Consider the following 20102-nt stretch of genomic DNA (forward strand, 5'->3'; position numbering starts at 1 on the left):
TTATGAGTGACTGTTCGGAAAATAGAAACCCTTTAAAAAGAAATGGCACCAGTCAAGGACAGAGAGTTCTTGCTAAATTAAGTCCGTCTTCTGTTGAGGTTTTAGATAAATCTACTGAAGATTGGATGGTTTGGGCGAGCAAGTTTTCTAAGCACATTGGATATACTTCTATAAATAATGATATGGTTGGTAGTATGGAGCCTTTCTTTACTAATAATGTTAGTGCACAACTAGCTCTTGTGGCGAGTTATCCACCAGAAACATTATCTAAATATATTAGAGAGGTGTTATTGTATATAGAGACAAATGAGAATGGATTAAAAAAAGCATATACCCAACTTTTTGACATTATTCTATCTTATTTAGCTATAGTAGATCAGTTATTCCAAGTAACAAAAGCAGACGATGAGTATAACAAGATTCTACTTTATCATATACAAGCGAAGCTTTTACCTTTAGAATCTAGAACTTTTGCATACTATAAAGCTTCTTTAGAAGGAACTGTAGCTCAACGACTAATTGTTCAAAGTCAAGTCATAAATACAAATATTTTCAGTAGATCAATTTTAAGTCACAAAGATGTGATCAATAATGGTTTTTCTAATCTTTCCGAACAACGTTATATAAGTGGAGTTGATTTTGATTCTTATTTCGGAGCTATAGCCTCAGATACTTCAATTTTTGGAGGGCTTACTGGTTTTAAAAAAAGGATTAAATATGTAACTCAACATAATTTTTTTACAAGTATTCTTGATGAGATAAGTGCTTCAGTTAATTTTATTGTAAAGCTTTCTCAAAAATATATAGAAAAGTATGTATCTAATTGGCCTCACCATAAACCAAATTATGCGCTTTACCTAACTTGGTTACAAATTCTTGACGATACCAAGTGGCATTTAAATGAATTAACAGGGAGACATCTTGACTTCTATTATAAGGATGTGTTGAAATTGAGGCCTCTAGAGCAAAACCCAGACAAAGCTTTTTTGTCTATTGAGTTAAATAAAGTGACTTCTTCATATGCTTTAAAAAATAACACTTTGTTTATGGGGCCAAAAGATGATAATGGAGAGGTTATCATTTATAAAAGTATAAGAGAGACTGTTCTTAATAAAGCAAAAATTAAACATCTTTCTTCTTTGTATTTTGGAGATGAGGATGATAATATTGGTACAACTATTAATAATAGACGTTTATTTTCAGCTCCTATAATAAATAGTGCAGATGGATTAGGGGAAGTATTGAGTGAAGATGCAATAGCTTGGCATCCATTTCATATTAAAACATTCGAAAATGGCGAATTAAGTGCTGTTAATATGCCAAAAGCAGAGGTTGGTTTTGCGATTGCATCGCATTATTTAAGATTAAAAGAAGGAGAAAGAGAAATTCAATTAACCTTACAATTAAGCAAATCACTTACATTAAATAGTTCAGATTATCAAGCGTTTATAACTACTGAAAAGGAATGGTTAGAGTTAGATACGCAAGCAACAATACCTCCTAATGGCGCATTAAATAAAATGCAATTCACATTTACAGTTCCGGCCGATAAAGATCCCATAGTAGCTTATAATAAAGATGTTCATTTAGGAACACTAACAGCTACCGAACCTGTTTTAAGAATTGTATTAAAACATCAAAATAACCAACCGTTTTTATACGATTCGTTAAGTAGTACAACTTTATATAGAGTTGAACTAAAAGTGAAGGTTGGAGAAACCACAGGATCATATAATGAAGGAGGAATTAAAAATTTAGAATTGCATAATGATACGAGTCCACTTAATCCTTCAAAACCCTTTCATCCATGGGGAGCAGAACCTACAGTAGGTAATTCCTTTATTATTGGAAGTGATGAGGTTTTTTATAAACAAGGAGCTAAGGTTCAATTAAATTTTAAGTGGAAGGATATTCCTAGGAATAATGATGGAGATATGAGTTTAATTCCATTAGACTATGATGCGTCTACGAGTTCGCTATATACTCCCTTTTATAGTTCAGATAGAACCCAATATGTACCAAGTGTGGAGATATTAAAATTAAGTAAGAATAAATGGGAAACAATTACAGGAAAAGAAAGTGAAGCTGTATTGAATAATGATATTGTAGATAAAGTAATTGGAACAATTCCTGTATATAAGGTTGTAGATAAATTAGGTCTTGTACTAGATTTAACAAATGATTTGCATAAAGAAATATTTCTTGATAAATCTAAAACCTGGAACTCTTATAGTAGTAATTCAACTAATGGCTATATCAAAGTTAAACTTAATCATGATTTTGGACATCGAGACTATTATTTAGCATTACAAAGTTTTTTTAAAGAGAACGAAAAAGGAGCTAGTGCACCAGCTTACCCATATAAGCCTACTTTAGAGTCTTTTAGTGTAAGCTATGAGGCAAGTTGTAATTTAAGAATGTTTACTAATAATGTAAATGTATTTTCGAAACGGCCATTAGAATTTTTTCATACTGGGCCATTTGGAGATAGTGAACAACATAAAGTTTTACAAAAAAAGAACCCAAAATTACTTAGCAAGTTCATAAGCAAAACTAATGGAACGTATAAATCTCAGGGAAGTTTTTTTATTGGAATTGAGAATATAGAACCTGGTGATACGCAATCGATTTTATTTCAAATACAAGAAGGTAGTGAAGATCCATTATTAGAGAAGCCAGAGAATCACTTGGTTTGGCAATATTTAATAGCTAACAATAAGTGGGTGAATTTTAGCGATGATGGTGTAGGAGACAATACTAGTGGATTGATAGAATCTGGTCTTATTAATTTTATAATCCCAGAAGATGCAAGTTTAGTGCATACTGCCTTTGAAAACAATCTTATATGGATTCGCTGTTTAGTTACTAAATCACCAAATGCTGTAGCTAAAATTATTGGGGTATATCCAAATTCGATTATTGTAGAAAGAGTAATACCAGATGGTACAGAATATAAAAGTATGATGTCGGTAGCTGGTGAAATTAAAAAGCTATTGATTCCTGATGCGAAATTGAAAAAAATAACACAAAATTTCACCAGTTTTGAAGGGAATTCAGAGGAATCTGATGAAGCATTTTACTTAAGAGCTTCCGAACGCTTGAGACATAAAGATAGAGCAATAACGATATGGGATATAGAAAAGCTTATACTACAGGCCTTTCCTGAAATTTATAAAGTAAAATGCCTAAATCATACAAAAATTGAAGGCTCTTTAAATGAAGCTAATTTAATATATAATGAAGTAGCTCCTGGTCATATTGCAGTAATAACCATTCCTAATCTTTCGAATAGAAATGATATAGATCCATTAAAACCATATACAAAGAAAAGTACTCTTAAAGCTATAAAAGAATTTTTAAGAAAAAGAACATCTTGTCATATAACCTTACATACTTCTCAACCAGATTTTGAAGAAGTAAAAGTGAAATGTAATATCACATTACGAAAAGAATTTTCTGATATTAATTATTATAAAAGCGTAATACAGAATGATCTTATGAACTACTTAAGTCCTTGGGCTTTCACATCAGATACAGATCTTAATTTTGGAGGACGTATTCACAAATCAGTGCTTATCGATTTTATTGAGGAATTGGGATATGTAGATTTCTTAACAGATTTTGAATTAATTCATATAAAATCTAATGGAGATACTACAAAAGTTGAAGAAGCTGTTGCTTCAACGGCTAGGTCAATATTGGTTTCGGTTCCAGCTAGTAAACATAATTTAACGGTGTTGTTAAAAGCGCCAGAAACAGTTTTAGAGATAGATTGCGTAGATGAATAATCATGTAACCATATTAAAAAAACCTAATTTTAGGGAAAGTGAAGATTATATTACGCTTCGCAAAAAAGGCATAGAGCTAATTGAAAAATTAGGTAGTACCTATTGGACCGATTATAATATTCATGATCCAGGTATTACTCTATTAGAATTATTGTGTTATTCGCAAACTGAGATTGGCTTTAAATTAGGCTTCTCCATAGAAGATTTATTAGCTTATAGGACAGATCAAGAATTAAAATGGGATGATCAGTGCTTTTATACTGCTCGTGAAATTCTAACTATTAACCCTTTTACAGATAATGATTGGCGAAAAGTACTTATAGATCAGCCAGGAATTGCAAATGCTTGGATGCAATGTACACCTTGTCCATGTCATCCTTCTTTTTATGGCGACTGTAGTGAAAGTGAATTAACATATGAGGAAACCGAACATCCTATTCATATTAAAGGTTTTTGGGATACATTATTAGAACTAAAAGTAGATACTCAATATGGTGATTTAAATGGGGGAAAGATTTTTCATCAATTTTCATTTACTGGAAATATGCATAGAGCAACGGCTGAAATAAGATTTAGTCCATGGCATCAAGCTCAATTAAATGATGCCTTAATGCGTGTTATAGTTGCTGGAGATATTAGTGATTTTACTTTAGAGTTAACACATTATCATATTGATGTGGCTGATGCTGCATTTTATAAAGCACTTAGAAACCCTTTACGTATAGATGTTACATATGAAGTAACTACACCGAGTGGCATAGAAACTATTACTTTGGTTGAATTACCTGTAAAAGTTTGGTTTAAAACCAATAAAGGTAGAGATGCTATTCAAAAAAACGACTTGCAAGTTGTTTTTGAAGATATTACCCTCACTGGACCTTTTAGTCAGTATTTATATCAACTTCAGAAAGCTAATGAAGCAGTAAAAGAAGCAGAGTCTAAACTTCATGAGCATAGAAATTTAGCTGAAGATTATTGTAAAATAACTACAGTGCCAATTGTAGATGTTGGAGTATGTGCGGATATTGAAATGACTCCAGATGCAGATATAGAAGAGGTTTTAGGGGAAGCTTATTATTTAATATCAGAATACCTAAACCCAGTAGTGAAATTCTATACACTAAGTGAACTACTTACAGACGGAAAATATACAGAGGAGATTTTTCAAGGACCCAAATTAGAGCATGGGTTTATTTTGGATGAAGAATTAGATAACTCAAACTTAAGAACGACTATTTATACTTCAGATATTATAAATATTTTAATGGATGTAGAAGGTATTGTTGCGGTTAAGAATATAGTTGTTACTCGTTATGATAATACAGGAAAGTTAGTAGAATCTCAGCCATGGGAGTTACATATTGAGCAAGGTCATCAACCAAGACTATATATTCATGCTTCAAAAGTTCTGGTTTTTAAAGATGAATTACCTTTTATACCACATCAAGATGAGTTGCATGATACTTTGCAAATGTGGAGAGGAATTAGACAGCAAAACAAGGTAAAACAAACAGATAATGATTTAGGAATTCCAACGGGTGATTATCTTAACCATGATGGACATTATCCTATGCAATATCATTTGCCAGAAACCTATGGTGTTGGACCTCATGGATTAAAAGAACCATCAACTCTTCAGCGTAAAGCACAAGCAAAGCAGTTAAAAGCATATTTATTATTATTTGAACATTTACTCTCTATTTTTATAAAACAATTGGAAAACTTTAAAGACATTTTGTCTATAAATCCTACTATTTCCAAAACTTATTTTGCCGATTTATTTAAAGATGAAGAATTAAAAGGTGTGTCCGAGCTTTATCTAGATGTAGATGATAATTCTTTTCATGATCTTTTAGAAGCAAGAGAACAATTTTTAGAACGTAGAAATGGATTTTTAGATCATCTTTTAGCACGATTTGCAGAATCTTTTAGTGATTATGCACTTATGTTATATCAAGCCTATGGGGCTGAACAAAAAGCAAAAGAAGAACTTATATTCGATAAGATTAATTTCCTTGAGAAGCTTCCAGTTATTTCAGCTAATCGAGCGAAAGCATTTAACTATAAAGACGAAACTAAGGTGTGTAATTCAGAAAATGTATCTGGATTAAGTGAAAGAATAAAGGTTGTACTCGGCTTGAATGGAGCGAACTCTTTTATGAAGTATGAAGTTAATAAAAATACTACAGGAAAATGGGATGGAAATTGGAAGTTAGAAGACAACCTAGGAGAACAGCTTTTAAGTGGAGTAGAGTTATTAGATGTTAATCAAGAATATGATTTACGAAATCAATTAAAAATCGCAGGGCAACTTGCTATAGAATTACTTGCTTTTAAAACAAATCTTAATGTTGTTTCAGATGGAGGATCATTTGTAATACAATTAGAAAATGCAGATGGTGAGGTTATAGCTAGTTCCTCTAATACTTTTGCTTTAGAAGTAACAGCAAATAATCAAAAAGATAAAATTGAAGCTTTTATCGACAAAATAATACTAGCGGAGAAAGTATATTTAGTGGAGCATATCTTACTGCGACCTAGAAATAATGCTTTAGCTATTCCGCCAGATGGAGATCCATTTCTTCCTATTTGCATAGATAAGGATTGTAAGTTATGTGGAGAGGAAGACCCTTATTCGTTTCGAATTACTGTAATTTTAAATGGAGAACAAGGTGTTGCCAATGGAGGTATAGCTTTTAGAAAATTTGCAGAAAAAACAATCCGTTTAGAAACTCCAGCTCACCTTGGCGTGAAAATTTGTTGGGTTTCAGAAGAACAATTACAACAATTTGAGACAGATTATTGTGACTGGCTATCAGAATTGGCAAAACCAATACCAGATACACTTGATTTACATAATAAACTTGTTCAATTAATAGAAACTTTTAAAAATTTAAAAAGCGTTTATCCTCAGGCCACTTTACATGATTGTGAAGATGGAGATGATGAAAATAGGGTAAGGCTGAATAGTACTATCATTTAAAATAAAAATCTTATGGCACAATCTATTCAATATGATCGGTATCCAAAATTTGTAGCAGATCAAGTGCTTACAGAGAAAAGCCTTAATCAAATGTTTGGCTATTTGGAAGAGCAACAACGACTCACTAGAAGTACCTTGATTGGTATAGGTATTTTATGTGGCATGAATGTGAGCGTAAACAATACAGGTACAGCTTTAACTATATCTCAAGGTGTGGGAGTCACTTCAAAAGGCTATTTAGTCCCTTTTCCAGAAACCACGTATACTTTTTATAATGATAAATTTTCTGCTGAGCAAGAGTTTTTTTACAGGCCGTTTTTAAATCCAGATGATACTCAAAAATTTCCGTTGCATTTATTACATAATGATGGTGCTGCCGAAATTCAAATACCATTAAGTGCAGATTTTCTAGAAGATAAGGTTGTGGTTATTTTTGTAGAACTACTTAAAGTAGATAATAAAAACTGTGATCCTGATTCTTGTGACGATAAAGGATGTACTGTTGAGGTTGCTCATAGGCCTTTATTGATAGCTAAAGATCATATTAATGAGCTCATTTTTAACGAAGATGATGTTCCATTCTTGCATGAACCTTCTTGCATAGAGTGGCCAGAGATAAAAATGCCAAAGTATAATGTGCCATCCACATTATTATTAAGTTCACCAGCTATTCTTAAGGGGTTTTTAAATGTATTGACTAGTGATTTTATACTTAATATAGAAAATGTATTGGGAGCTGCTTATAATTCTTTTGGTTATTATATTGAAGAAGAATTTCCTAGTAATCCATTTTCAGGGCTTAGAAATAACTTCGCTTTTTTGTTTAATGGAACTATTACCGCACAGCAATTATTACATATTCAATATTACTATGATTTTTTCTCAGATTTAATAATGGCTTATGAAGAGATGCGTAATATGTGTAACGATTGCCTTTCTCTTTGTTGTCCTAATGAAGCGTTGTTTCCAAGACATCTTATTTTAGGAGATGTAGTGCCTTCTCCGGATAATTTTAGACATCATTGGATTCCGTCTCCTGCCTTTTCATGTGGCCATTGTTCTGAAGGACGTATTAAGTTTCTGTTAAAAAAAATAGCACTACTTATTCAAAAAGTATCTATTCCAAGAACAACTTTTCAAGCTACCAATCAAAGAAGAGGAGTTCAAATTACCCCTAGTAATTATGGTTCTATTCCTCTTTCTGATAAGGCGATTCCATACTATTATGATATTGTAGGAGCTCCAAATGAGTTATATAATAATTGGAATCTTAAAAAAACTAAAACTAAAAAAGGGAATACTAATTTGTCGTTTGACACAGCATTATATAATACTAATCCATATTTCAATGATCCATTGAGTTATGATTTAGAGCCTTATAATTTTTTAAGAGTAGAAGGGCATGTAGGAATGGATTGGAAAGCTGCCTTATCTCAAGTAAACGAAATTAAAAAAGAAAAACGACTACCAATAGATGTAGTAGCACTTAATGGAGATATTTTTGCTCTTATTCAAAGTTTATTGACAAGCGCAGCTCCTTTAGCAGAAATTATTTCTGGAAACAAAGATATAGTAGGAGAAATACGATGCTATTTTGCAGATATTGAATCACAATATGATGCTCACGCAGCTGAACTACGTTGTACTATAATTAAAGTAATGGCATATTTCTATAACCTGAAAAAAGTTAATGCAGATCAAGGGCCAGTACCTACAAATAATTTGCCTCAGTCTGAATTAGTTAGGAAAGAATTTCCAAACTACAGAACTCCAGCTAATACCTATGGAGCCGACTTTGACACATTATACGCACCATTTAAAAATCAGCCATATGTTGTTCCAGAAGTTTTTATATCTTCTGCTGTAGTGCCAATTCAATTATTAAGTCCAGTATATGTAATGTATTATTTGGAAAAGATATATGAAGCGCTTCCAGATGGTTTAGTTGAACTTCGTATAGCAGATATAACACAACGATTGGAAGACGCTTCTCAATTTGCAGCTTACACGTTATTAGCAATAGATAATGCAGATACAGGTAATTCAGATTTTGAGTTGCCATCACTTTGGGAAGAAAGTCTTGATGCAGTCATTAGAATATGTAAAGCAGAAGTGTTTAATGTGCTATATCGAAATTTCTTGATTAATTATGTTTTATTTATTGCTAATCAAACATTTGCATTATATGCCTATAAAAACCCAGGTGTTCAACATAAAGCAGGAGTTACTACTGGAGGTACATTAATTTTAGTGTACCATGATAAACCTGAAATTAGAGATACAACACGTCGTGTAACTGGTTCTGTAAGAGCAGTAACAGGAGCGCCTATTCCTGGAGTTAGTGTTATTGAAAAAGGAACTACTAATGGAACTATAACAGACGTAGATGGGAATTTTATAATTACTGTAACCAATGCAAATGCCATTTTAGTAGTCTCTTTTGTTGGTTATAAAACAGAAGAAGTTTCTACTACTGGTACTAATTCTGTAGTAATTATTTTATCTCAATCAACAGTTACTTCAGCTACAGGTTCTTTTGCTAGTTCAGCCTCATTTGAGGCAGCTCAACCTGGAAGTTCTGCATTAAATCAAGTCTTTGGAGCTACAAGGTCCGGTAAAAGAACCAGAAGATCTTTTATGGATTTAAAAAACAATAATGAATCTGTACGGGCCACAGGATTAAATGATGTTTTTGAGATCATTGATGGAGCTAAAGAAGACGATTTATCCAACCAAGAATTGGTGGGATTAATTAATCAGTTTCAGGAAGGAACAGTCATAGCAGATTTCTTTGTGCCAAATATGTGTAAGTCATCTTGCACTCCTATGAATTTTATGGTAGTAAACCCTGAAGATTTGCCTGAATTGCCAACCCCAAACCCTGATACAGAAACACCTACAACCGAAATTGTAAGTAGTGATTTACCAACCATAAACCTTAGATGGGGAGTCGAGAAAAGAGATTTTAATTCTTTAATAGCCTTTCCAGCGGATAACAATTGGGATGGTGGAAATCCTCCTGAAGAAAATAGTATTGATGGGGAAGTACATTTAATAGAGGTAAATATGCTAGGAAGTAATAGAAAGTGGTTAGAATACAACCCTAAATTACATTTATTAAGATATAAACCAAAGAAAAGAGAAACAACAACTTCAGGTTCTGGATTTAGAAAAGAAGCTTCTAGTACGCTTAATTACTTTGGTCGTATAAATGAATTTGATGTGACAGATACTAAAATGACTATAGATATAAGGCCAGACAGGTATTTTTCTGTAGAAAAAGGAAATAGAACTATAAAAGCAATGGGACTAAGTTCTATACACCATAATATGTATTTTTATTTGGTGTTGTCTATTGAAAAAGATGGAGAATTAATTTTTGGAGAACATTCAAAAACATTTAAAGTAACTATTAATGAGGGTAATTTATTAAGCTTTCATATAAGTTAGATATATAGTACAAGAAGCGTTTTTGCTTCTTTTTAGGGCCTTTCGAGGCCTAACCCCAAGAAGAGTCCATTTCTATGTGAAGTGTTCTTCTTTTCTTGGGAAAGGTGCAAGCAATTGAACCTATAAGGACCTTACGAGGTCTAATCCTCATAGAAGGTGTGTGTTTACACATCTTCTAGAGGATATTTTAATTAAAAAAATGATAGCAGCTAGAAATCATACTATAATATTTGAAGCAGAATTCAATATCAATTTGGGTGTTGTTGATCAATTTTCAAATGACTTGGTTAATGAACATTATTTTGTTGATTGGGCTAAGAAAAATATTTTGGAAGCTATTGATCATCATGCAGAGAATTTAATAGATCCAAATTCAGTTATAGACATTGAAAATTTAGAAATAGAAATAGATATTACCTCGGCAAACTTTTTTGGAAATGACAAACAAGGATTGAAAGCTGTTATTTGGGATAAAATCTATTACGAATTAAAAAAAGCAATAGATGCAAGTAATACTGTTTCAGTTTCAATTCAACAGTACGAATCTAATCGTGTGCTTAAGTTTATTAATACTGGGCAATTGAGAATCGAATTGTCAATGCATGAATGGGACCAGAGTATAGCATTATTTTTTAGTGAACTTTTAATTAATAAAGCGGTAAGACAAGAATGGTTAATTAGTATTCAGGAAAAGGATGCTTTTATTCGGTTTTTTAACTTAAAAAAAGATTATATAATAACACAATGGATTGATGATTTAACGGAAATAAAAAATGTTTCCAAAAAATTAAAAATCGTATATAGACTAATTTGTAGTAGTCTTAATTATTTTTCTCATATAACTGAATTAGATTTCTATCATAACTTCTTCAAACAAATCTTTCATACTCATAGAGAAGAATATTTAACAGACGAATCAATCGATTCTATAATACAAAAAATAAGCAGTCAATTATTAAAGGTAGATGAAGTGAATATTGTTGAATTTATATCAACAAAAATAACCAAGCAAGAGATTAAAGAATTGTTTAATAAAGAAACAATATTAAAGAAATCATCATTAGAAACAGAAATTAAATTTAATGATAAAAATCTAGTAAAAGAAGTTATAGAGGATGGCACACATGTTTCTTTAGTAGGCCTTGTTATTGTATGTGCGTTTTTACCTCAATTTCTAAAAACTCTTGGTTACATAGGTAGTGAAGGAGAAATTCAAAATCAAAAAGCAATTCCAATACTATTACACTATCTGGTTACTGGAGAAAAAGAGGCGCCAGAATGGAAACTAACCTTAGCAAAGGTGCTTTCGGGTTTAAGGCCTAATGAATACTGTAATACTCAAATAAAACCATCTGAAATTATAGATGCTGAAATAGATAAATTCCTTAAAGCAATAATACATCACTGGGATACTTTAAAAAATACAAGCCCGGACGGTTTTAGAGAGGCATTTTTGAAAAGAGAAGGTGTGTTAAAATTTAAAAATGGATTTTATTATCTCTATGTGGAGGGACAAACAGTAGATATTTTACTCAACTATGTAACATGGAATTATACAACAATAAGATTAAATTGGATGAAACAAATCCTATTTGTAGAATGGAATAAAAATTAATTTGTTTTCAAAGGCAGACAAAACAGTTAAACCCTCTGTTAAATTACAACGCAAAACAGAGCAGTCTTTTTTTGGTTCTCAAAAAGAGCAGAGAGTTTCTGCGCCTGAATCTACCTTTTTTAAACCAGCTGTCCAAGCTAAGTTACGAGTAAATAAACCTGATGATAGTTATGAAAAAGAAGCTGATGCCGTAGCAGAAAGCGTTGTTAATATGCCAGAACCTCAAAAGCAACCAAATATTACAATAGGACTTCCTGATGTACAGCGTATGGAGGAAACAAAGGATGAAGAGGAAGAAACTTTGCAAATGTCATCTATGACTATTCAGCGTATGGTAGAAGAGGAGCAAGAAGATAATACCTCTATTCAAGCAAAACAAATTTCATTTATTCAAAGAGATGTTAATGATATAAATCCCTCATCTAATGAGGAAGATGAAACTGTACAAACTTATTCTAGTGAGCGGCCAACGATGTATCATTCAGATGTAATACAACGTAGTGGCCGCGGACCTCCAGCTGGTGCTGGGCAATTTCAAAGTCAATTGCACAATTCTACCTCTGGCGGGCAGCCAATGGCTAAGCCTGTCGGGAACTTCATGTCGTCCCGGTTTGGGGCAGATTTCAGTACGGTAAGGATACATACTGATACGAGCGCTCAACAAATGAGTAAGCAAGTGAATGCGCATGCCTTTACCTATGGAAATCATATCTACTTCAATAGTGGAAAATACGACCCCGATTCAAAATCGGGGCAGACACTTCTTGCTCATGAGTTAACACATACTATTCAACAAGGAGCTAGTCCAGTATACTCTAATGTACAACGAAAACACAATTTTACTGCTGTACAACGTAAATCTATTTTACAACGTCAAGGTGCACCACAACTCACAAAAGCTGTTGAACTTGCCGAAGCAGAACAAGGCAAGGTAATAGCGAATAAAGAAGGAGCAGATGGCTACCGTTACGGTTGGGAGCGCCTTATGGAATATTTTGAAACTACTTTTGGAAAAGATAAAATTGTATCTCAACCTACTGGAGAGAAAAACATAGTGCCTAAACAGAGTATAAAAAAGAAATCAGAATTTTACGGGGCAGTTGTTGAGGCTGATGCAGACAAAAACGGAAAAGGTATGAGAGATGTTATGCCTAGTTGGTGTGGTATTTTTGCTTTCTGGGCTCTAAATAAATCTGGAATACCTATGCCTAAATGGCAGCTTGGAGAATCTTTTATTCCGCCAGAAGCAGCATATCCTTCAGGTCATATTCCTAAACCTGGAGACATCGCTTATAAAGAAGAGCGTTCTCATTATGGGTTAGTAGTGGGTATGGAAGGTGCTAACAGGGTTAAAAGTGTAAATGGTAATACTGCTGGAGACGACCATATGGGAGGTGAAATACAGGTACAAACACATGATCTAAGTAATTGGCATGCTTTCTTTAATCCATTAGTTGCAAAAACGGGGAACCTCAGAGATCCGTCTGAAGGAGATAAAGATACCGAGCCTAAGACCTTTAAAGAGCTTAGAAAACTTAAATATAATGTAAGTAGAAAAGCTGAGAATGAAAATGAAGAAGAAGACATTCAAGCAAAGTCTGAGAACCCTCAAAAGGGGAAAGAAGAGGAAGAAGTAGTTCAAGCAAAACAAGAAGTTAATGAAAAAGATAATGAAGAAGAAGCTATTCAGCGTTCAGAAATAGGAGGAGCAGGAGGATTTGCTTCCAAAGGAATAGAAATGGAAAGTGATGATTCATCAGGTTTTATCCAAACCAAGGCAGAATCAACACCAGCAATGCAAATAAGAAATAAATCTCCAGGTAAATTAATTCAAGGAGGTTGGTTAGGAGATGCATGGGATGCGGTTTCAGGTTTAGCTTCAGATGTTGCCGACTTAATAGAAGAAGGGTTAGATGCTGCCAAAAATTGGCTGCTTGATAAAGTACGTGATTTTGTTGTAGAAATACCAGGATACACACTCTTGAGTTATATTTTAGGATATGATCCTATAACTGGCCGAGGTGTAAATAAAACACCAATTACCTTATTGGATGCTGTACTTGATATCATTCCAATTGGTGGCGCTATGGTGAAATGGGTTTTAGAGTATTTCGAAGCCATTAACCCTGTAGCTGATTGGTTATTCGAATCCGTACAGCGTTTTTCAGATTTAATTGCAAGCGTAGAATCTAGATTCGAAAATTTCTGGAATAGATTGAGTATTGATGATGTGGCCAATCCTGAACAAGTGATGAATAATGTGGCAAATTTATTCCAATCTATTGTCACAGATATAGTTGATTTTGTAGCAGAAGTAGGAGGAGATTTTTTAACTATGGTGAAAGATATAGCTATTTCAACCTTAGTTACTTTTGTTAAAGAATACTTTCCAGATGCTTATGATTTATTGGTCCTTTTACTAGGAGAAGACCCTATTTCAGGAGAGCAAGTAGCGTTTAATGGGACTAATATTTTAAATGCAGCATTAAAAGTTTTAGGAGAGCGCGGCGCTCAAATTAAATCTCAGATGCTTGAAAACGGCATTTTTATAAAATGTGTTGAATGGATAGATAGAAGTATTGGATTGGTTCAAGACATTATAAGTGATGTAGGTAACATATTTAGTACAGTTTGGGAACTAATTACTTTCGATTCACTCTTTAGCCCAATCGAAACTTTTACAGAAATAGCCCAAGCGTTCCTTACTCCAATAAATAGAATTATAGATTTCTTTACAGATGCTATGATAATACTTATAGGTATTCTTAGAGAAGCATTATTAGAACGATTAAGTAATTATGCAAAAGAAACTAGAGGGTATTTCCTTATTACAGTTCTTATAGGTAGAGATCCATTTTCTGGTAAAAGAGTATTAAGGAATACAGAGAATATGATTCATGGGTTCTTTAGTCTTATGGAAGGTGGAGAAGCACAATTTCAACAACTTAAAGAGAGTGGAAAAATTGATCAAATGACGCAAAAGGTAGATAAGGCAGTTAAGCGCCTTAATTTTACTTTGGAATATGTTGTTGGATTGTTTACGAGCTTATGGGAGGCTTTAGATTGGAATGACTTCTTAAACCCTTTTGAAGTTTTTGCTAGAATTGTGGCTACGTTTGGAGATCCGGTTATTCGACTTGTTCGTTTTGTAATTACTATTGTCCAAATTGTTGTTGAATTGTTGTTAATCGCAATGAATTTCCCATTCGAAACGGTCAATAATATTATTCAACGTTCTTTAGAAGCCTTTGGAAATATTAAGCGAGATCCTATAGGTTTTCTAAAAAATATTTTACGTGGAATTAAACAAGGATTTACTCAATTTTTCGATAATATTTTAAAACACCTTATGTCTGGTTTAGCCAATTGGTTATTTGGTTCTTTAGGAGAATTAGGTATCCAAATGCCTCCAGATTTAAGTTTTAAGAGTATTCTAAACCTTATTATGCAGATTCTAGGGATCAGTATAGAGCATATTATGGAACGTGTTTGGCTTAAATTAACAGAGCAGATTGGTGCAGAAAAAGTAGCTAAAATTAGAGGAGCTATTGATAAGTTAACGGGTATTTGGACCTTTATTAAAGATGTAATGGATAGAGGGCCAATTGCAATTTGGGAATTTGTACAAGAGAAACTTAGTGAATTATGGAATATAGTTTTAGCTGCTGCTAGAAACTGGATTATGACTCGAATTATCGCAAGCGTAACAACTAAACTGTTGAGTATGTTAGATCCTACAGGTATTATGGCAGTTATTAATAGTGTAATTGGTATTTATAGAGCTATACAGTCGTTTATTGAACAGTTAAGAGCAATGCTTGAAATATTAAACTCTTTTGTAAATGGTATTGCAGAGATAGCGGCTGGAAATGTACAAGCCGCTGCCGATTATCTAGAAGGTGCTATGGCAAGAGGTATTCCAGTATTAATTGGTTTCCTTGCGAATCAAGTTGGTTTAGGAGGTATTGGTAGGCGTATAGCCGAAATTATAACCAGTGTGCGTGTAAAAATAACAGAAGGAATAGATTGGTTAGTAGCTAAGGCATTACGAATAGGGAGGCCAATTATAGATGGCGTAATTCGAGTAATAGAATTTGGTGAAAGAGTCGTAGGGGGAATAAGGGCTGCATTTGGGTCTATATTTGGATTCACCGCAGGAGGAGAGTCACATCGTCTTTGGGTAGAAAATAGTGCTGGTTCAACTCGTATTAAAGTAGCTAGTACTCCAATGAATTTGGATGCTAAAATTAATGAATGGAGAGAAGCTGCCAATGGAGATTCACAAAAAACTGCAGCGATTAATGAAGTTGAAACGGAGCATAGTATTGCAACTCAAAAGGCAAATGCTCTTGTTCTTGCTGATCAAGCTAATGATGAACAAAGGGTTACTACAGCTCAAACAGAATTAGACTCTCAAATGAACATATTAAAAACTAAAGTTATGGTGGTATTTAATTTAATGCCAGAACTTATAGGAGATAATATAGAGTTGTATTTAAGTGGTAGTGTTGGTTCTGTATTCTTGAATGGTTCTGGAGCGTTAAATCAACAAGGTATTGAGCTACAGACTAACCTTAGAGGAAAAGGTTATGCTGTTATAGGTAAAACAAGTGAAAGAAGAAGCCATATTAGAAGAACTGGAGGTACATCTAATCAAGCTTATCATTTTGATAATGATGGGAAATTACAGATAGGTAGTAGTAGCGGAAATCACGAAGAGTATCAAATATCAAATATAGATTTTATGGATTTTGAAGGAGATACTAGAGATGCATTTAAAATTAATATAACAACTCAAAATGGTAATAGTTTTGAAGCTTCATTAATGGAGAATGAATTAGAAACTACTACGCAAACTAATGTCGAAGAGCAAGAAATAATTGGTAGAGGCTTGGCAAGACAAAGAGACACAGGTGTTTCTGGAAGATCAAGAATGAATTCAACTACAGCCACAGGATTGCATAGGGCTCATTTAATAGCAAACAGATTTCAAGGCCCAGGAGAAGCTCAATCGTTAAATATTATTTTAACGAGCCCTACTTTTAATACCAGAACAATGGCTGATGTAGAAAATTCGATAAGTGATTGGATTGGAGATAGAATTGAAACAAATAGAGATAGAGGTACTTTACATGAGAATAGTATTTTGAGGTTCACAATGAAGGTGAAAGCGACCTTAGAATTTAATGAAGGAAGATCGTTAGCTAGGTCAATATTTAATAATCTAATTGCTAATCAATTTATCGAAGGTGAAATAAATGAAACCGAAATGATGAATCAAATTTTTGAAAAATTAATGCAAGAATCAAATACTTCAGGAACTGGAGATGGTTTTAGAAGGCAAACTAGAAAAGTAGAATATTTTGTAGATAGTAGTAAAAGAGCAGAAATTGGACCAGATTCTAATATATAGTATTATTTAATAAATTATATCATGAAAAATAAATCATCAAACCAAAGACGGAGAATAAGGCGTCAAAAACCGGCACAGAAGCAAGTGCAAAACGATAATTTCTTTGAATCACAAGTACAGCGCAAATGTGAAAAATGTGAAGATGAAGAAAAGAAAGGCGTTCAAAAAAAATCTAATGGAGAAACCAAAGGATCTAGTAAAAGTTTTTTTGGACATTATATGAATAACATAGGAAGTAAAGGAAATGGTATGTCTATACAAAATAGAGCTTTTTTCGAGGGGAAAATGCAAGATAATTTTGGGGATGTAAAGTTGCACAAGGATAAAGAAGCCGCTAGTGCAGCCAAAGAAATTGGAGCTAAAGCATTCACTTATAAAAACCATATAGTACTAAATAAAGCTCATTTTGAAGCGGGAAGTATAGAAGAAAAAAAGTTAATGGCACATGAATTAAAACATGTTCAACAACAAAAAAACGGAAGGCATGTTATTCAAATGATGCCTGAAGAAGAAAGTACTGAACCTACTAAAGAAGAAAACGAACAGCAAACTAAAGAAGAAGATGTTCAGGAAGCTTCAGAGGCAGATAACGTGATGATGGAAAAAGAAGCCGAACAGGAAGAAGAACGTATTATGACTCCTGAGTCTGTACCAGATTTTCAAACCTTTGGTATGCAAACAACCAAAAGAGTATATGCCAATTCAGTCACATTTGAAGGAAGCACAGATGCGACATTTGATGGAGGTATTGGATCTACTCGAAATTTAACAAGAACACCAAGTGAAGATTGTGTTGGATGTGCAGAGAATGATTGTTATCATTATACAGGGCAATTACAAATAGACTATCATGTTGCTACTAGTGTTACATTGCCAGATGTACCGGAAGGATTAACAGATTGTCAACATGAACGTGTTAGAAATGCAATTGATAATGTGTTGGCACCACATGAACAAGATCATGTGACGGCTTTTAACCAGTATAATGGCACTGTGACTTTAGCTATAGATTATACTGGCTGTAGTGCTGGAATTCAGGAATTTGTGCAGCAATTACATGAAACTAATGAGGTAGCTCGTAAATCTTCAGCGCAGAGTGCTAGCGATGCGTTAGATCCTTTTCATATTTCGGTAGATATGGATTGTGAAGACCAAACATCAGCTGCGCCTCCTGAAGAACCAGTAGATTAAAAGTTAATCTGTTTGTTTACAGTTGAATATACTGTATCTTAACATTGTAAACTTCAATTGAATGATTGTAAAATATTCGTTAACGAACTTTTTTAATTAAAAAAAATGAAAACCGTCAAAAATAATGTAAAACCTATTACTATTCCGAGAAATAAATTTGATGCATGTATTAAAGGAATGAGCGAATTAATTATTCATCGTATTACTGCTGAAAATAATTCATCAAATTTAGATTTAGAGTCTAGTATAAATGAAGAATTTAGTATTGGGATGAATGCGCTATTACAACTTGAAGATGGATTTTCTTTGGCTGAAAAAATAATTCTTCTTTTAGCAGTACTACCACATATACAGCCTGGATTTGTAGAAAAATTAATGAGTCAAGTGTTACCAAATGGAGGTGAATTTGTTGCATTTGGAGGAGTTAAAGGGCAACAATATCGTGGTATAATGCCTACAGGGGAAACCGCACTTTATATTTTAGCAGGAACTAATATTGAGGAGCGATTAAAATACCAGCAATTATTTAATAGTGATTGTTTATTTGCAATTCATGGTTTACTTCAATTACATGGTGCGGCACCAGGAGAACCAATTATGAGTGGAAAATTAATTCCAGATCCAGATTGGTTAGAAAAAATATTACTAGGTAAAGAATCTGCTCCAGTATATAGTGTTGAATTTCCAGCTAGAAAAATTCAAACTGAAATGTTATGGGAAGATTTGGTTTTACATCCACAAACATTAGAACAAATTAATGATATTCAAATATGGATGGAGTATAATCAACATGTTTTGAAAGATGTCTCCTTTGGAAGAAAAATAAAACCAGGCTATCGCGTATTGTTTTATGGGCAAGCTGGTACCGGGAAAACCCTTACAGCTTCTTTACTGGGTAAAAAATTCGATATTCCTGTTTATAGAATTGATTTGTCTTTGGTGGTTTCAAAATATATTGGTGAGACAGAAAAACATATAGAAATGGTTTTTAATAGAGCCGAACGAAAAAACTGGATCCTCTTTTTTGATGAAGCAGATGCTCTCTTTGGAAAACGAACAAGTGTCCAAAGTTCAAATGATAAATTTGCGAATCAAGAAGTTTCGTATTTATTACAAAGAATAGAAGATTTTAAAGGGTTGCTTATTTTGGCTTCAAATTTCAAGAATAATATAGATGATGCTTTTCTTAGGCGTTTTCATAATATTATTCACTTCCCTATTCCTGGAGCGAGCGAAAGGTATAAATTATGGACACAGAGTATTCCACAAGACATGTTTTTAAAAACAGAAATAGATTGGAAAGCAATTGCAGAAAAATATGAAATGACAGGAGCAGAAATTATTAATGTTATGTATTATGCATCTCTAAGAGCATATGCTAAAAAAAGTAATGCTTTAAAGTTAGAGGATATTTATAGTAGCATAAAAAAAGAATTTGCAAAACAGGATAAAATTCTGTGATATTGGTAGTTTTATAAGTGTTCATAATTATATTATATCTAACTATCATTATAGAAAACCAAAAAACCCGATCAATTTGATCGGGTTTTTAGTGGTGGTGCCTCCAGGAATCGAACCAGGGACACAAGGATTTTCAGTCCTTTGCTCTACCAACTGAGCTAAGGCACCAGTTGCATAAAAATGCGAGTGCAAATATAGTTT

The 20102-nt window shown here is 33.2% G+C and carries 7 protein-coding genes and 1 tRNA gene; 7 read left to right on the plus strand and 1 reads right to left on the minus strand.

Annotated elements, in window-relative coordinates; all coding sequences use genetic code 11:
• The first annotated feature begins 2 nt into the window (after positions 1 to 2).
• The 7 genes from Q0997_RS04870 (at position 3) to Q0997_RS04900 (ending at position 19901) form a co-directional block, all read left to right on the plus strand.
• Entirely contained in the window at positions 3 to 3788 is a 3786-nt protein-coding gene (locus tag Q0997_RS04870; RefSeq protein WP_299885360.1) for a hypothetical protein, read from the plus strand.
• Positions 3781 to 6771, plus strand: coding sequence for a hypothetical protein (locus Q0997_RS04875; RefSeq protein WP_299885362.1), 2991 nt, complete (start codon positions 3781 to 3783; stop codon positions 6769 to 6771). The genes Q0997_RS04870 and Q0997_RS04875 overlap by 8 nt, the downstream gene beginning before the upstream one ends.
• A gap of 12 nt (positions 6772 to 6783) precedes the next feature.
• A complete protein-coding gene (locus Q0997_RS04880; RefSeq protein WP_299885365.1) occupies positions 6784 to 10221 on the plus strand; it encodes a carboxypeptidase-like regulatory domain-containing protein in 3438 nt (1145 codons plus the stop codon).
• A gap of 199 nt (positions 10222 to 10420) precedes the next feature.
• Positions 10421 to 11836, plus strand: coding sequence for a contractile injection system tape measure protein (locus Q0997_RS04885; RefSeq protein WP_299885367.1), 1416 nt, complete (start codon positions 10421 to 10423; stop codon positions 11834 to 11836).
• Between the two features lies 1 nt (position 11837).
• Complete coding sequence (locus Q0997_RS04890) at positions 11838 to 17249, plus strand: DUF4157 domain-containing protein (RefSeq protein ID WP_299885370.1); 5412 nt, start codon at positions 11838 to 11840, stop codon at positions 17247 to 17249.
• A gap of 21 nt (positions 17250 to 17270) precedes the next feature.
• Complete coding sequence (locus Q0997_RS04895) at positions 17271 to 18440, plus strand: DUF4157 domain-containing protein (RefSeq protein ID WP_299885373.1); 1170 nt, start codon at positions 17271 to 17273, stop codon at positions 18438 to 18440.
• Positions 18441 to 18545: 105 nt separating this feature from the next.
• Positions 18546 to 19901 (plus strand): ATP-binding protein, encoded by a 1356-nt coding sequence (locus Q0997_RS04900; protein ID WP_299885376.1) that lies wholly within the window; start codon positions 18546 to 18548, stop codon positions 19899 to 19901.
• Positions 19902 to 19993: 92 nt separating this feature from the next.
• Here Q0997_RS04900 and Q0997_RS04905 read toward each other — a convergent pair.
• Positions 19994 to 20069, minus strand: a tRNA-Phe gene (locus Q0997_RS04905).
• Positions 20070 to 20102 lie beyond the last annotated feature (33 nt).

Source organism: uncultured Lacinutrix sp. (assembly GCF_947500325.1).
In the GTDB taxonomy this organism is placed as follows: domain Bacteria; phylum Bacteroidota; class Bacteroidia; order Flavobacteriales; family Flavobacteriaceae; genus Lacinutrix.

Coding starts and splice junctions, on each gene's coding strand:
- Q0997_RS04870 (WP_299885360.1), top strand. CDS start 3: ATGAGTGACTGTTCGGAAAATAGAAACCCTTTAAAAAGAAATGGCACC.
- Q0997_RS04900 (WP_299885376.1), top strand. CDS start 18,546: ATGAAAACCGTCAAAAATAATGTAAAACCTATTACTATTCCGAGAAAT.
- Q0997_RS04880 (WP_299885365.1), top strand. CDS start 6,784: ATGGCACAATCTATTCAATATGATCGGTATCCAAAATTTGTAGCAGAT.
- Q0997_RS04885 (WP_299885367.1), top strand. CDS start 10,421: ATGATAGCAGCTAGAAATCATACTATAATATTTGAAGCAGAATTCAAT.
- Q0997_RS04875 (WP_299885362.1), top strand. CDS start 3,781: ATGAATAATCATGTAACCATATTAAAAAAACCTAATTTTAGGGAAAGT.
- Q0997_RS04895 (WP_299885373.1), top strand. CDS start 17,271: ATGAAAAATAAATCATCAAACCAAAGACGGAGAATAAGGCGTCAAAAA.